The sequence below is a fragment of the Escherichia sp. WS3063 genome (assembly GCF_046486595.1).
Classification (GTDB): domain Bacteria; phylum Pseudomonadota; class Gammaproteobacteria; order Enterobacterales; family Enterobacteriaceae; genus Escherichia; species Escherichia coli.
Genome location: NZ_JBJQKY010000045.1, coordinates 1 through 15,745, shown reverse-complemented (window position 1 = coordinate 15,745; position 15,745 = coordinate 1). Strand labels below are relative to the sequence as shown.

Genomic DNA, 15,745 nt, shown 5'->3' with positions numbered 1-15,745 from the left:
ACGCACCACCCCGTCAGTAGCTGAACAGGAGGGACAGCTGATAGAAACAGAAGCCACTGGAGCACCTCAAAAACACCATCATACACTAAATCAGTAAGTTGGCAGCATCACTGATCCCTTCATTTAGTGACTGCCCCTGGGTTTTTCATGCTCTCCTGCGTCCTAGAGAACTTGCCAATAACCTACATTATTTTTGCTTTGCCATTACCAATCGTCCTGAACAAGTTCATTTTAAAGCCAAAGCGCTGCCCAACTTTTATCCTCAATACCACATCGTCAGCAGGAAATAACCTAATCCCTGTGTTGGGATCTTATAATCGCTAATGATAATTATTTACATTTTATAGCTTCTGCTATAAAACATAGTAGTTGCTATGTTTATTCTAATTTTGCTCACTATAGGTACTAAATCATGCTCTCAATAAAAAAAGTAACCATGCTCTTGGGGTGCCTAGTCCTCACCTGCTCGATAGCATTTCAGGCGAGTGCAGCTGAAAAATTCAAGGTCATTACAACTTTTACCATCATCGCAGATATGGCCAAAAACGTGGCTGGAGATGCTGCAGAAGTCTCATCCATAACCAAGCCTGGTGCAGAAATTCATGAGTATCAGCCTACCCCTGGCGATATTAAACGTGCGCAGGGGGCACAACTGATTCTCGCCAATGGTATGAATCTGGAATTGTGGTTCCAACGCTTTTACCAGCATCTCAATGGGGTTCCAGAAGTAATTGTCTCTTCGGGTGTGACGCCAGTAGGGATCACCGAAGGGCCCTATGAGGGCAAACCTAACCCCCATGCCTGGATGTCGCCAGATAATGCTCTGATTTACGTCGATAATATTCGTGATGCGTTTATAAAATACGATCCGATAAATGCACAAACCTACCAACGTAATGCCGATACTTATAAAGCCAAGATTACCCAAACCCTTGCCCCCCTGCGTAAGCAGATTGCGGAACTCCCTGAGAATCAGCGATGGATGGTCACCAGTGAAGGGGCTTTTTCTTATCTCGCACGCGATTTGGGGCTAAAAGAGCTTTATCTGTGGCCGATTAATGCCGATCAACAAGGAACACCGCAGCAGGTACGTAAGGTTGTTGATATAGTTAAGAAAAATCATATCCCGGCAGTCTTTAGCGAGAGTACGATTTCCGATAAACCAGCGCGTCAGGTTGCGCGTGAAACCGGCGCGCACTACGGTGGTGTGCTCTATGTCGATTCCCTGAGCACAGAAAACGGCCCGGTACCTACGTATATCGACCTTCTGAAGGTTACTACCAGTACGCTGGTACAGGGAATTAAAGCCGGAAAAAGGGAGAAATAATGATGCAATCTGCAGGCATTGTCGTTAATGATGTTACTGTCACCTGGCGTAACGGGCACACAGCACTGCGCGATGCATCCTTCACAGTACCAGGCGGATCTATTGCCGCTCTGGTTGGGGTAAACGGTTCCGGAAAATCGACGTTGTTTAAAGCGATTATGGGATTTGTGCGTCTGACCAGCGGGAAGATATCTGTTCTGGGTATTCCCACACGACAGGCGCTACAGAAAAACCTGGTTGCCTACGTCCCTCAGTCAGAAGAGGTTGACTGGTCATTTCCTGTACTGGTGGAAGATGTGGTGATGATGGGCCGCTATGGGCATATGGGTATGTTGCGTATCGCCAAAAAGAGGGATCGTCAGATTGTCACCGATGCGCTGGAACGTGTCGATATGGTGGATTTTCGCCATCGACAAATCGGCGAGCTTTCCGGTGGACAAAAGAAACGCGTCTTTCTGGCGAGAGCGATTGCACAGCAGGGTGATGTGATCCTGCTGGATGAACCTTTTACCGGCGTTGATGTGAAAACCGAAGCGAAAATCATCAGCCTGTTGAGGGAGTTACGCGCGGAAGGCAAAACGATGCTTGTCTCAACGCACAATCTCGGATCCGTCACGACATTTTGCGATTATACGGTCATGGTCAAAGGCACCGTCCTGGCAAGCGGGCCGACAGACACCACTTTTACAGCCGAGAACCTGGAGCTGGCTTTTAGCGGCGTACTGCGCCATGTCACACTTAACGGCTCGGAAGAAAGCATTATTACTGACGATGAACGCCCTTTTGTGGCACATCGACCGTCAGCGGTGCAGAGGGAAGAAAGATGAACGTGCTACTGGAACCCTTCAGCTATGAATATATGCTCAATGCGATGTGGGTCTCGGCGATGGTCGGCGGTCTCTGCGCTTTCCTGTCATGCTATCTGATGCTAAAAGGCTGGTCGCTGATTGGCGATGCGCTGTCGCACTCTATTGTCCCGGGTGTTGCGGGGGCATATATGCTGGGGCTTCCGTTTTCTCTGGGAGCCTTCTTTTCCGGCGGACTGGCAGCGGGCAGCATGCTGTTTCTTAACCAACTCACTCGCTTAAAAGAAGATGCCATCATCGGCCTGATCTTCTCGTCCTTTTTTGGCCTGGGGCTGTTTATGGTGTCATTGAACCCGACATCCGTGAACATTCAGACCATCGTCCTGGGCAATATTCTGGCAATCGATCCGGCGGATATCCTGCAACTCACTATCATTGGCATTCTCTCGATCATCGTGCTTTTTTTCAAATGGAAAGATCTTATGGTGACCTTTTTCGACGAGAATCACGCCCGTGCTATTGGATTGCATCCGGGCAGATTAAAAATCCTCTTCTTCACCCTGCTGTCGGTTTCGACCGTTGCGGCGCTGCAAACGGTTGGTGCCTTTCTGGTGATCTGTCTGGTGGTGACTCCCGGTGCAACAGCATGGTTGTTAACCGATCGTTTTCCCCGCCTGCTCATGATTGCTGTAACTATTGGCAGTGTGACCAGTTTCCTCGGCGCGTGGGTCAGTTACTTTCTGGACGGCGCGACAGGTGGAATCATCGTGGTGGCGCAGACACTGCTGTTTCTTTTAGCATTTGTCTTTGCGCCCACCCATGGGCTTTTGGCAAATCGTCGGCGTGCGCATAAAGCGCTGGAGGATCGCTCATGATGGCATTATTACTGGAGCCACTGCAGTTCACCTTTATGAGTCACGCACTGCTGATTTCACTGGTAGTTTCCATACCCTGTGCGCTGCTGTCGGTCTTTCTGGTCCTGAAAAGTTGGGCACTGATGGGTGACGCGATGAGTCATGCGGTTTTTCCTGGCATCGTGCTTGCCTGGATTCTGGGGTTACCTCTGGCTACAGGGGCATTCGTCGCCGGAGTATTCTGTGCGGTGGCGACGGGATACCTGAAAGACAACAGCCGAATCAAGCAAGATACAGTGATGGGGATTGTTTTTTCTGGCATGTTTGCCGCAGGTCTGATCTTGTATATTGCAGTCAAACCAGACGTACATCTTGATCATATTCTTTTCGGCGACATGCTCGGGATAACCATCGGCGATATAATCCAGACGGTGATTATTGCCGGACTGGTTACACTTGTTATTAGCGTAAAATGGCGGGATTTTTTGCTGTTCAGCTTTGATTATCAACAGGCGCAGGCAAGCGGTTTGCATACGAGATGGCTGCATTATGGGCTGCTGTGCATGGTCTCCCTGACCATTGTGGCGACGCTGAAAGCGGTTGGTATCATTCTCTCTATTTCTCTTCTCATTGCGCCTGGTGCCATTGCGGTACTCCTGACACAACGCTTTCATATTGCGCTCCTGCTGGCGACTGGCATATCGATATTGGTCTCAATGACTGGTGTCTGGCTGTCCTTTTTTATCGACAGCGCGCCAGCTCCGACAATTGTTGTCTTATTCGCGGTCATGTTCATCATGACGTTTACCGTTACCAGCATCAACGCACGCACAAAGGAAAATGCCGAACCACGGGATTTGTTATCATCCGATTAGCAGAACACTCGGCCAGCAACATCCGCTTATTGGCGATGCGCTTGAACGAATAATGCACAGACTTATGATTCTGATAAGTTTTGTTGCCAGAGAGTTGCTGCGGACTGGATAGCAAGTAATGTCGATTCTCAGGGGTAGCAAACAGCGCAGTAAAATGAGGGAAGTAGTGGCAAAACATAGAGAAAATTGGGGGGCGAGGGCCAGTGATGTAAAAAACCACGCTAAGAGTTTAATTAATTGTTTGTATTGAAGTTTAATGATCTTAACTCACCCTTAAGAATATCTTCCGGTAACGAAGACGTATAATGCCCCAGCATATTTATATGGCTATGTATCAGCAGCGATAATCTTGCCGGATGCTACTCCTCAGGAGTTTCTCCCGATTTGCGAAGATGTGACAACGCCTCCTGCATGTAAAGTGTGTTTCACAGCACAACCGCATTGGTCACCAGCCCCAGAGCACCTAGTTGATCTTCCTGCCCTTAACGGTAGCTGAAGATGACTGGGCTGGATGGAAAATCCTGCATGGTGCATTGGGAGAGCAGATAGAATTGGTTGGCGACGATCTGTTTGTGACCAACGTAAAGTATATTCAGCGCGGCATTGACGAAAACCTTGCCAATTCAGCATTGATTAAACTCAACCAGATTGGTTCCCTGAGTGAAACCTTTGATGCGGTACAACTTTGCCATGACAACAACTGGGGCACCTTTATCTCACACCGCAGTGGTGAGACAGTGGACAGCTTTATCGCCGATATGACAGTTGCAATGCGCGCAGGTCATCTCAAAACGGGAGCTCCATGCCGGGGTGAGCGTATTGAAAAATATAACCAGCTTATGAGAATTGAGGATGAACTGGGTTCATCGGCGCAATTTGCCGGAAAGTCTGCCTTTAAATGACATTATTGTGCCAATCCCCCAGGCTTACACGTCGGGGTTATTCTGGAGGAATGATGAAAGCTCACGTTTTTGTTATTTCTATGCTTACTGGCATTGTCGTCACCTATGCCGTGTTACTTCTTGGTTGCTTGTTCATCGATAAAACGCTCCCCACTGTAGATGTTGTCATTCTGTCACTTGTCGTGGGGGCTTCTGCTCAGCAATTGTCGAGGGTATTAATGTCAATAAATAGAACCTTCCCTTATCTTGCATGTAGTCAAAGGATATAAATTAACAATATCAGTCAAATGAGAACATATTCTGATATTGTTACGATAAAAAATTATTTTATGAGGGGTACATGATTAAATCACTTTTTGCCGTCATTATCGGCGGTTCTGTTGGATGTACTCTGCGCTGGTTACTGTCCACACGCTTTAACAGTCTTTTTCCAAATCTACCTCCAGGTACACTGGTGGTGAACCTCCTTGCCGGGTTAATTATTGGTACTGCGTTGGCGTACTTTTTACGACAACCACACCTTGATCCTTTTTGGAAATTAATGATAACAACGGGACTTTGTGGAGGTCTGAGTACTTTCTCTACATTTTCTGTTGAAGTATTCGCATTACTCCAGGCGGGAAATTATATATGGGCTTTGACGTCTGTACTTGTTCACGTCATTGGCTCCCTCATCATGACAGCTTTAGGCTTTTTTATCATAACCATACTTTTCGCATGAGAATTCATTAACGTTACAGGTTTATCAACTAATGTGACGCTTAGGATAGAATTTCGCTCCATGGTATGCGTTTGCAGTCATTACAGTCTCCATGACGACTGTAATGACTGCAAACGCATTACCTGACATATCAGTATAAACAATGAATTAACCTCTTGGCGTATTTTTTACATCACTGGCCCTCACCCCCCAAAATTCTCTCTGAAAAATTGTTGCGGTTAACGTTGCCAATGTATCCACCCATTTCAGAAGACGATCTGGCATCCTGGTGGCATGCTGCGATGTGCTTCAGGTGAGTGCACTGGGCGGTCAGCACAGGCGGTTTCGACAGCGAAATTGCACAGGACGTTATGCCGGCTGTGAGTACAACATCATAGCCTTACTTGATTGTACGGTAATGCCAAATACATGCAGACACTATGGTAAATAATACAGCGGCAAATAATGCCGTCACAATCAGCGCGATTGAGACACCTGTTTTCGACGCCAGTGGCACCAACAATGCGCACAGCCCATAGCCAAGTGTGTGACTGGCCGCAAGCCAGCCCGCGCCTGCGCCGTCGGCCAGCTTATCATTCAGTAAAAGTTGATAAGCGGGTGTTGCCAGAGCGGCCCCAAATGACAGCACTGCACAGCCCAGGTAAAACAACCATAGCTGTTCAGTGAGCATGATAGCCAGACCACTACTCATCAACACCCCGGCACTCAGGAGCAGAGCCACTGGAGTCAGGCGCTGTGGACGGAGTACCACGAACTGCGCGATAAGCGCAGCTATTGCGGACAGCCCCAACAACCACGCCACCTGTTGGCTAATAGTGGTGGTATCAGTATCGAACTGGCGAGTAAGGGCTGGCGAAAGTCCAAGCTGCATCATGCTCATTGCCGCAGCCAGTAACATTGCGCAAAGCAGATAAGGCAGGCAATCCCGCTTCAGGCTGACGCTCTTGCGCTCCGGTGTGGGCTGTGGTGGTGTGCCGGGCAACCGCAGAAGCATCACCACAGCCCACACCGGAGCTGCCATCAGCATCCACACTGGCGCCAGAGGGTGAATGACCAACATTGCCGCCGCGCACAGCGGCCCGAATAGCCTGCCGCAGCTCAGGCCGGAGCTGATGGTTGCCAGAGCGGCCATGCGATTCCCTTCTCCCGCTCTCTGCAATGCCCAGACCTGACAGGCTGGCACCATTGCTGACACGGTCAGACCGTAGACGATCCGGGCGATGATTAATATTCCCAACCCCACCGCTGTTGTTACGGCACCGGTAGCCATCAGCACGCTTCCCAGCCCAAGCAGGGTAAAGCTTACGCCATATCCTCCCAGAGCCCACAGCACCACAGTCTTACTGCCAGTAAGGGAAATTTGCTTTCCCCACCATGGGGAAGATGGCAGAAACAGCATTGAGCCCAGCATCAGCAGGGCAGCCCATACAGACAGACTCAGATTTGTCTGTATGACCAGAACAGGGAGTACAACCAGCAGACCGTTCTGTCCGATACCGAGAAGACCGGCACTGAACGCCAGTGGCCAGCAGGACAGGGTTTTTTGGGGCGTATCTTCGATCTTAGATGACATTGTAATGTTTCAACACCATGTATTAATTGTGTTTATTTGTAAAATTAATTTTTCTGACAATAACATTTCTCGTTGATAATGAGAATCATTATTGACATAATTGTTATTATTTTACTGTGTAGGAGCTGTTTGATTATGATCCTGCCCTCTGAAAAATCCGCCACAGATGTGGCTGCGCAGTGCTTCCTGAATGCCTTGATTCGTGAAACCAAAGACTGGCAACTGGCGGAATACCCGCCAGACGAATTGATTATCCCGCTGGACGAACAGAAGTCGCTCCATTTCAGAGTGGCTTATTTCTCCCCAACCCAGCATCACCGCTTTGCATTTCCTGCTCATCTGGTCACGGCATCAGGCAGTTATCCTGTCGACTTTACCACTCTCTCCCGGCTTATTATTGATAAGCTCCGGCATCAACTTTTTCTGCCAGTTCCCCTCTGCGAAACTTTCCACCAACGCGTGCTGGAAAGCTACGCCCATACGCAACAGACAATTGATGCCCGCCATGACTGGGCCATCCTGCGTGAAAAAGCGTTGAATTTTGGCGAGGCTGAGCAGGCACTGCTGACAGGACACGCTTTCCACCCTGCACCTAAGTCTCATGAACCGTTTAACCGCCAGGAAGCTGAACGATACCTGCCTGACATGGCACCTCACTTCCCGCTGCGGTGGTTTTCGGTGGATAAAACGCAAATCGCTGGTGAAAGTCTGCATCTTAACCTTCAACAGCGGTTGACGCGATTTGCCGCAGAAAATGCGCCCCAGTTACTCAACGAATTAAGTGACAATCAATGGCTGTTCCCGCTGCACCCGTGGCAGGGAGAATATCTTTTGCAGCAAGTGTGGTGCCAGGCACTTTTTGCTAAAGGACTTATCAGAGACTTAGGCGAGGCCGGCACGTCGTGGCTGCCGACCACCTCTTCCCGCTCCCTCTACTGTGCTACCAGCCGCGATATGATCAAGTTCTCCCTGAGCGTTCGGCTGACCAACTCCGTCCGTACTCTGTCTGTGAAAGAGGTGGAGCGAGGAATGCGCCTGGCACGTCTGGCGCAAACCGACGGCTGGCAGATGCTACAGGCCCGCTTCCCTACTTTCCGGGTAATGCAGGAGGACGGCTGGGCCGGGCTGCGCGATCTTAACGGCAACATCATGCAGGAAAGTTTGTTTTCCCTGCGTGAAAACCTGCTGCTGGAGCAGCCGCAAAGCCAGACCAACGTTCTGGTTTCCCTGACTCAGGCCGCACCGGATGGCGGTGATTCGCTGCTGGTTTCGGCGGTAAAACGCCTGAGCGATCGCCTCGGTATCACTGTGCAACAGGCCGCCCACGCATGGGTCGATGCTTACTGTCAGCAGGTGCTGAAGCCTCTGTTTACGGCTGAAGCGGATTACGGCCTGGTGCTGCTGGCGCATCAGCAAAATATTCTTGTGCAGATGCTTGGGGATCTGCCGGTCGGATTTATTTACCGTGACTGCCAGGGCAGCGCGTTTATGCCTCACGCGACAGAGTGGCTCGATACCATTGACGAGGCGCAGGCGGAAAATATTTTCACCCGTGAGCAGTTGCTGCGCTATTTCCCTTATTACCTGCTGGTTAACTCCACTTTTGCCGTAACTGCTGCGCTGGGTGCTGCCGGGCTGGACAGCGAAGCGAATCTGATGGCTCGTGTACGAACATTGCTGGCTGAAGTGCGTGACCAGGTGACTCATAAAACCTGTCTCAACTATGTTCTGGAAAGTCCGTACTGGAACGTAAAAGGTAACTTTTTCTGTTATCTGAACGATCATAACGAGAACACCATCGTTGACCCTTCGGTGATCTATTTTGATTTCGCTAACCCGCTGCAGGCTCAGGAGGTCTGAATGTCTGGGGCAAACATTGTTCACAGCGGATATGGACTGCGCTGTGAAAAACTCGACAAGCCTCTGAATCTTGGCTGGGGGCTGGACAATAGCGCGGTGTTGCACTGGCCCGGGGAGCTGCCAACAGGGTGGCTGTGCGACGCGCTGGATCAGATATTTATCGCCGCACCACAACTTTCAGCAGTGGTTCTTCCCTGGTCCGAATGGTGTGAGGAGCCACAGGCGCTGACGCTTTTCGGACAGGTACAAAGCGACATTATCCATCGTTCCGCTTTCTGGCAGTTACCGTTATGGCTGAGTTCTCCGGCAAACCGGGCCTCCGGTGAAATGGTTTTTGATGCAGAGCGTGAGATTTATTTCCCGCAGCGCCCCCCCCGTCCGCAGGGTGAAGTTTATCGTCGTTACGATCCACGCATTCGCAGGATGCTGAGTTTCCGCATTGCCGATCCCGTTTCTGATGCAGAACGTTTCACTCGCTGGATGAACGATCCGCGCGTTGAGTATTTCTGGGAGCAAAGTGGCTCACTGGAGGTTCAGATCGCCTATCTGGAACGCCAGCTCACCAGTAAACATGCATTCCCGCTGATTGGTTGTTTCGACGATCGGCCGTTCAGTTATTTCGAAATCTACTGGGCGGCGGAAGACCGCATTGGTCGCCACTATTCGTGGCAGCCCTTTGACCGTGGCCTGCATCTGCTGGTTGGTGAACAGCAATGGCGCGGAGCCCACTATGTGCAAAGCTGGCTGCGCGGGGTGACACATTACCTGCTGCTGAATGAGCCACGTACGCAGCGCACAGTACTGGAGCCACGCACCGATAACCAGCGCCTGTTCCGCCATCTTGAGCCTGCGGGATACCGGACAATTAAAGAGTTCGACTTCCCACATAAACGCTCGCGCATGGTGATGGCGGATCGTCATCACTTCTTCACGGAGGTCGGTCTGTAATGAATCACAAAGACTGGGATTTGGTCAACCGCCGCCTGGTGGCAAAAATGTTGTCTGAGCTGGAGTATGAGCAGGTTTTCCACGCGGAATCTCAGGGCGATGACCGCTACTGCATTAACCTGCCGGGAGCACAATGGCGCTTCATCGCTGAACGTGGTATCTGGGGCTGGCTCTGGATTGATGCTCAAACTCTGCGCTGCGCGGACGAGCCAGTACTGGCTCAGACGCTGCTGATGCAGCTAAAGCAGGTACTGTCAATGAGCGATGCAACCGTTGCTGAGCATATGCAGGATTTGTATGCCACGCTGCTGGGCGACCTGCAACTACTGAAAGCCCGTCGCGGGCTGAGCGCCAGTGACCTGATTAATCTTAATGCCGACCGCCTGCAATGCCTGCTGAGCGGTCATCCTAAATTCGTTTTTAATAAAGGTCGCCGTGGCTGGGGTAAAGAGGCGCTGGAACGATATGCGCCAGAGTATGCCAACACCTTCAGACTGCACTGGCTGGCGGTAAAACGTGAACATATGATCTGGCGCTGTGATAACGAGATGGATATTCATCAGTTGTTGACGGCCGCAATGGATCCGCAGGAGTTTGCCCGCTTCAGTCAGGTCTGGCAGGAAAACGGACTGGATCATAACTGGCTGCCGCTGCCGGTACATCCGTGGCAGTGGCAGCAAAAAATCGCTACCGACTTCATCGCTGATTTTGCCGAAGGCAGGATGGTGTCTCTCGGCGAGTTTGGCGACCAGTGGCTCGCCCAGCAGTCGCTGCGTACCCTGACCAACGCCAGTCGCCGGGGCGGGCTGGATATCAAGCTGCCGCTGACCATCTACAACACCTCATGCTACCGGGGGATCCCTGGCAGATACATCGCTGCCGGACCACTGGCTTCACGCTGGCTACAACAGGTTTTTGCGACCGACGCCACCCTAGTGCAAAGCGGCGCAGTGATACTTGGTGAACCGGCTGCAGGCTATGTCTCCCATGAAGGCTATGCCGCGCTTGCCCGGGCTCCCTATCGCTACCAGGAAATGCTTGGTGTTATCTGGCGGGAGAATCCGTGCCGCTGGCTGAAACCGGATGAAAGTCCGGTTCTGATGGCAACACTGATGGAGTGCGACGAAAACAATCAGCCGCTGGCAGGCGCATATATAGACCGCTCCGGGCTGGACGCTGAAACCTGGCTTACGCAACTGTTCCGGGTGGTCGTGGTTCCTCTGTATCACCTGCTTTGCCGCTACGGTGTCGCGCTTATTGCACATGGACAAAATATAACTCTCGCCATGAAAGAGGGGGTTCCACAGCGTGTTCTGCTGAAAGACTTCCAGGGCGATATGCGACTGGTGAAAGAAGAGTTCCCCGAAATGGACTCTTTGCCTCAGGAGGTTCGTGATGTTACATCCCGCCTGAGTGCGGACTACTTAATCCATGATTTGCAGACGGGTCACTTCGTGACAGTACTGCGTTTTATTTCGCCACTGATGGTTCGTCTTGGCGTACCTGAAAGGCGATTTTATCAACTGCTGGCAGCAGTGTTGAGTGATTACATGAAAAAACATCCACAAATGTCAGAGCGTTTTGCGCTTTTCTCACTTTTCAGGCCACAAATCATTCGCGTGGTGCTGAACCCGGTAAAACTGACCTGGCCTGATCTGGATGGCGGCAGCCGCATGCTGCCGAATTACCTTGAGGATCTGCAAAATCCGCTGTGGCTGGTAACTCAGGAATATGAATCATGAAAAAAAGTGTCGATTTTATTGGTGTAGGGACAGGGCCATTTAATCTCAGCATTGCTGCGTTGTCACATCAGATCGAAGAACTGGACTGTCTCTTCTTTGATGAACATCCTCATTTTTCCTGGCATCCGGGTATGCTGGTACCGGATTGTCATATGCAGACCGTCTTTCTGAAAGATCTGGTCAGTGCTGTTGCACCTACAAATCCCTACAGTTTTGTTAACTATCTGGTGAAGCACAAAAAGTTCTATCGCTTCCTTACAAGCAGACTACGTACAGTATCCCGTGAAGAGTTTTCTGACTACCTCCGCTGGGCTGCTGAAGATATGAATAACCTGTATTTCAGTCATACCGTTGAAAACATTGATTTCGATAAAAAACGTCGATTGTTTCTGGTGCAAACCAGCCAGGGAGAATATTTTGCCCGCAATATCTGCCTTGGTACAGGAAAACAACCTTATTTACCACCCTGTGTGAAGCATATGACACAATCCTGTTTCCATGCCAGTGAAATGAATCTTCGTCGGCCGGACCTTAGTGGAAAACGGATAACCGTGGTTGGTGGAGGACAGAGTGGTGCAGACCTGTTCCTTAATGCATTACGCGGGGAATGGGGAGAAGCGGCGGAAATAAACTGGGTCTCCCGGCGTAATAATTTTAACGCACTGGATGAGGCTGCTTTTGCTGATGAGTATTTTACACCTGAATATATTTCAGGCTTCTCCGGACTGGAGGAAGATATTCGCCATCAGTTACTGGATGAGCAGAAAATGACATCGGATGGCATCACTGCCGATTCTTTACTGACCATTTATCGTGAGTTGTACCACCGTTTTGAAGTTCTGAGAAAACCAAGAAATATCCGTCTGCTACCCAGCCGCTCGGTAACAACTCTGGAAAGTAGTGGTCCTGGCTGGAAGTTGCTGATGGAGCATCATCTGGATCAGGGCAGGGAGAGCCTGGAAAGTGATGTGGTGATTTTCGCCACAGGTTACCGTTCTGCGTTGCCACAAATACTTCCCTCACTGATGCCCCTGATCACCATGCACGATAAGAACACCTTTAAAGTGCGTGATGACTTCACTCTGGAATGGAGTGGCCCGAAAGAGAACAACATCTTCGTGGTCAACGCCAGTATGCAAACCCATGGCATCGCCGAACCCCAGCTCAGCCTGATGGCATGGAGATCTGCACGTATTCTTAATCGCGTAATGGGACGTGATTTATTCGATCTCAGTATGCCGCCCGCCCTGATTCAGTGGCGCAGCGGCACCTAGGGAAAACGCAGCCGGAGGCTGCTTCTTTAACTCGCTACACAGCATCTTTGGGCTGATTTTTTCCGCCCGTATGGAGGAATAATGATGATAAGCAAAAAGTATACGCTTTGGGCTCTCAACCCACTGCTTCTTACCATGATGGCGCCAGCAGTCGCTCAACAAACCGATGATGAAACGTTCGTGGTGTCTGCCAACCGCAGCAATCGCACCGTAGCGGAGATGGCGCAAACCACCTGGGTTATCGAAAACGCCGAACTGGAACAGCAGATTCAGGGCGGCAAAGAGCTTAAAGACGCACTGGCTCAGCTGATCCCTGGCCTTGACGTCAGCAGCCGGAGCCGCACCAACTACGGTATGAATGTGCGTGGCCGCCCGCTGGTCGTGCTGGTTGACGGCGTGCGTCTCAACTCTTCACGTACCGACAGCCGACAACTGGACTCTATAGATCCTTTTAATATCGACCATATTGAAGTGATCTCCGGTGCGACGTCCCTGTACGGCGGCGGCAGTACCGGTGGCCTGATCAACATCGTGACCAAAAAAGGCCAGCCGGAAACCATGATGGAGTTTGAGGCTGGCACCAAAAGTGGCTTTAGCAGCAGTAAAGATCACGATGAACGCATTGCCGGAGCTGTCTCCGGCGGAAATGAGCATATCTCCGGACGTCTTTCCGTGGCATATCAGAAATTTGGCGGCTGGTTTGACGGTAACGGCGATGCCACCTTGCTTGATAACACCCAGACCGGCCTGCAGTACTCCGATCGGCTGGACATCATGGGAACTGGTACGCTGAACATCGATGAATCCCGGCAGCTTCAGTTGATCACACAGTACTATAAAAGCCAGGGCGACGACGATTACGGGCTTAATCTCGGGAAAGGCTTCTCTGCCATCAGAGGGACCAGCACGCCATTCGTCAGTAACGGGCTGAATTCCGACCGTATTCCCGGCACTGAGCGGCATTTGATCAGCCTGCAGTACTCTGACAGCGCTTTTCTGGGACAGGAGCTGGTCGGTCAGGTTTACTACCGCGATGAGTCGTTGCGATTCTACCCGTTCCCGACGGTAAATGCGAACAAACAGGTGACGGCTTTCTCTTCGTCACAGCAGGACACCGACCAGTACGGCATGAAACTGACTCTGAACAGCAAACCGATGGACGGCTGGCAAATCACCTGGGGGCTGGATGCTGATCATGAGCGCTTTACCTCCAACCAGATGTTCTTCGACCTGGCTCAGGCAAGCGCTTCCGGAGGGCTGAACAACAAGAAGATTTACACCACCGGGCGCTATCCGTCGTATGACATCACCAACCTGGCGGCCTTCCTGCAATCAGGCTATGACATCAATAATCTCTTTACCCTCAACGGTGGCGTACGCTATCAGTACACTGAAAACAAGATTGATGATTTCATCGGCTACGCGCAGCAACGGCAGATTGCCGCCGGGAAGGCTACATCCGCCGACGCCATTCCTGGCGGCTCAGTCGATTACGACAACTTCCTGTTCAACGCCGGTCTGCTGATGCACATCACCGAACGCCAGCAGGCATGGCTCAACTTCTCCCAGGGCGTGGAGCTGCCGGACCCGGGTAAATACTATGGTCGCGGCATCTATGGTGCTGCAGTGAACGGCCATCTTCCTCTAACAAAGAGTGTGAACGTCAGCGACAGCAAGCTGGAAGGCGTGAAAGTCGATTCTTATGAGCTGGGCTGGCGCTTTACTGGCAATAATCTGCGTACCCAAATCGCGGCCTACTATTCGATTTCTGATAAGAGCGTGGTGGCGAATAAAGATCTGACCATCAGCGTGGTGGACGACAAACGCCGTATTTACGGCGTGGAAGGTGCGGTGGACTACCTGATTCCTGATACTGACTGGAGTACCGGAGTGAACTTCAACGTGCTGAAAACTGAGTCGAAAGTGAACGGTACCTGGCAGAAATACGATGTGAAGACAGCAAGCCCATCAAAAGCGACAGCCTACATTGGCTGGGCACCGGACCCGTGGAGTCTGCGCGTGCAGAGCACCACCTCCTTTGACGTGAGCGACGCGCAGGGCTACAAGGTCGATGGCTATACCACCGTGGATCTGCTCGGCAGTTATCAGCTTCCGGTGGGTACACTCAGCTTCAGCATTGAAAACCTCTTCGACCGTGACTACACCACTGTCTGGGGGCAGCGTGCACCACTGTACTACAGCCCGGGTTACGGCCCAGCGTCACTGTACGACTACAAAGGCAGGGGCCGAACCTTTGGTCTGAACTACTCTGTGCTGTTCTGACCGGTATTCCTTTACAACAAAGGTACGCTGATATCAACATGGCCGCTGACAGCCAAGTTGATATCATATAATACACGACATAATCTGTAGTCAGGGAGGATAGACTCTTTACTGACTACAGATTATGTCGTGTTCCGTGCTCATTTCCTCAAAAAAATACAAGAAAAGAATTAGTATTCTAACAAAAAGTGAAATAAATTGTATCAAACTCCCTCTTTTAATCCTGTTGAGTAAATCAGCTTTTGCAATAGGATTGAAAGAGTGTAAGTGGAATCTCTTCCGGATACTCGTTACCACCGTGGCTAGAATATCTACGGCTGCGGGCCAGTAATAGATTAAGTGATAACAGCTGTCTGGAAATGTAGGGGCGTATCCACTAATCATAATCATTGTGAGATAAATATTACGGGGCATTTTATAATGAATAAAATATACTCTCTAAAATATTGTCATATTACCAATACCATGAAGGTGATGCTGCCAACTTACTGATTTAGTGTATGATGGTGTTTTTGAGGTGCTCCAGTGGCTTCTGTTTCTATCAGCTGTCCCTCCTGTTCAGCTACTGACGGGGTGGTGC

The 15,745-nt window shown here is 50.7% G+C and carries 12 protein-coding genes and 3 pseudogenes; 12 read left to right on the top strand and 3 right to left on the bottom strand.

What is annotated here, in order from left to right:
- On the bottom strand, positions 1 to 57 hold a 57-nt coding region (locus tag ACJHYW_RS24520), incomplete at its 3' end, for an IS1 family transposase (RefSeq protein ID WP_097491765.1).
- A 355-nt stretch (positions 58 to 412) separates the two neighbouring features.
- On the opposite strand from ACJHYW_RS24520, the gene sitA reads away from it, so the two are divergent.
- From sitA to sitD, 4 genes are read left to right on the top strand one after another with little or no spacing between them, the layout of a single operon-like run.
- On the top strand, positions 413 to 1,327 hold the full coding sequence (sitA, locus tag ACJHYW_RS24515; RefSeq protein ID WP_000949005.1) for an iron/manganese ABC transporter substrate-binding protein SitA: 915 nt from the start codon (positions 413 to 415) through the stop codon (positions 1,325 to 1,327).
- A complete protein-coding gene (sitB, locus tag ACJHYW_RS24510; RefSeq protein ID WP_000983710.1) occupies positions 1,327 to 2,154 on the top strand; it encodes an iron/manganese ABC transporter ATP-binding protein SitB in 828 nt (275 codons plus the stop codon). Before sitA ends, sitB begins: the two co-directional genes overlap by 1 nt.
- On the top strand, positions 2,151 to 3,008 hold the full coding sequence (sitC, locus tag ACJHYW_RS24505; protein WP_001101723.1) for an iron/manganese ABC transporter permease subunit SitC: 858 nt from the start codon (positions 2,151 to 2,153) through the stop codon (positions 3,006 to 3,008). The genes sitB and sitC overlap by 4 nt, the downstream gene beginning before the upstream one ends.
- The gene (gene sitD / locus ACJHYW_RS24500) at positions 3,005 to 3,862 is read left to right on the top strand and encodes an iron/manganese ABC transporter permease subunit SitD (protein ID WP_000968139.1); all 858 of its coding nucleotides are present in this window, start codon (positions 3,005 to 3,007) and stop codon (positions 3,860 to 3,862) included. The genes sitC and sitD overlap by 4 nt, the downstream gene beginning before the upstream one ends.
- A 233-nt stretch (positions 3,863 to 4,095) precedes the next feature.
- On the opposite strand, the pseudogene ACJHYW_RS24495 reads toward sitD, so the two are convergent.
- Positions 4,096 to 4,344, bottom strand: a pseudogene (locus ACJHYW_RS24495) (Tn3 family transposase); the annotation flags it as partial.
- Between the two features lie 6 nt (positions 4,345 to 4,350).
- On the opposite strand from ACJHYW_RS24495, the pseudogene ACJHYW_RS24490 reads away from it, so the two are divergent.
- Both ACJHYW_RS24490 and crcB read left to right on the top strand, forming a co-directional pair.
- Positions 4,351 to 4,764: pseudogene (locus ACJHYW_RS24490) on the top strand (phosphopyruvate hydratase); the annotation flags it as partial.
- 340 nt (positions 4,765 to 5,104) lie between these two features.
- Positions 5,105 to 5,485, top strand: a complete 381-nt coding sequence (gene crcB / locus ACJHYW_RS24485) for a fluoride efflux transporter CrcB (protein ID WP_001318207.1) — start codon at positions 5,105 to 5,107, stop codon at positions 5,483 to 5,485.
- A gap of 379 nt (positions 5,486 to 5,864) precedes the next feature.
- On the opposite strand, the gene ACJHYW_RS24480 is transcribed toward crcB, so the two are convergent.
- A complete protein-coding gene (locus tag ACJHYW_RS24480; protein ID WP_000095526.1) occupies positions 5,865 to 7,058 on the bottom strand; it encodes an MFS transporter in 1,194 nt (397 codons plus the stop codon).
- 135 nt (positions 7,059 to 7,193) lie between these two features.
- Between ACJHYW_RS24480 and iucA the strand changes: the two genes are divergently transcribed.
- The 6 genes and pseudogenes from iucA to ACJHYW_RS24450 all read left to right on the top strand — a co-directional run.
- Positions 7,194 to 8,918 carry an aerobactin synthase IucA gene (iucA, locus tag ACJHYW_RS24475; RefSeq protein ID WP_000602863.1) on the top strand — a complete coding sequence of 575 codons (1,725 nt, stop codon included), beginning with the start codon at positions 7,194 to 7,196 and terminating at the stop codon, positions 8,916 to 8,918.
- The gene (gene iucB, locus ACJHYW_RS24470) at positions 8,919 to 9,866 is read left to right on the top strand and encodes a N(6)-hydroxylysine O-acetyltransferase IucB (protein WP_000011908.1); all 948 of its coding nucleotides are present in this window, start codon (positions 8,919 to 8,921) and stop codon (positions 9,864 to 9,866) included.
- Positions 9,866 to 11,608: an NIS family aerobactin synthetase IucC gene (iucC, locus tag ACJHYW_RS24465; protein ID WP_001015721.1), complete on the top strand. Its 1,743-nt coding sequence runs from the start codon at positions 9,866 to 9,868 to the stop codon at positions 11,606 to 11,608. The genes iucB and iucC overlap by 1 nt, the downstream gene beginning before the upstream one ends.
- A pseudogene (gene iucD / locus ACJHYW_RS24460) lies at positions 11,605 to 12,938 on the top strand (NADPH-dependent L-lysine N(6)-monooxygenase IucD). Before iucC ends, iucD begins: the two are co-directional and overlap by 4 nt.
- A gap of 25 nt (positions 12,939 to 12,963) precedes the next feature.
- Positions 12,964 to 15,165 (top strand): ferric aerobactin receptor IutA, encoded by a 2,202-nt coding sequence (iutA, locus tag ACJHYW_RS24455; protein WP_000973519.1) that lies wholly within the window; start codon positions 12,964 to 12,966, stop codon positions 15,163 to 15,165.
- 525 nt (positions 15,166 to 15,690) lie between these two features.
- On the top strand, positions 15,691 to 15,745 hold a 55-nt coding region (locus tag ACJHYW_RS24450), incomplete at its 3' end, for an IS1 family transposase (RefSeq protein ID WP_129692851.1).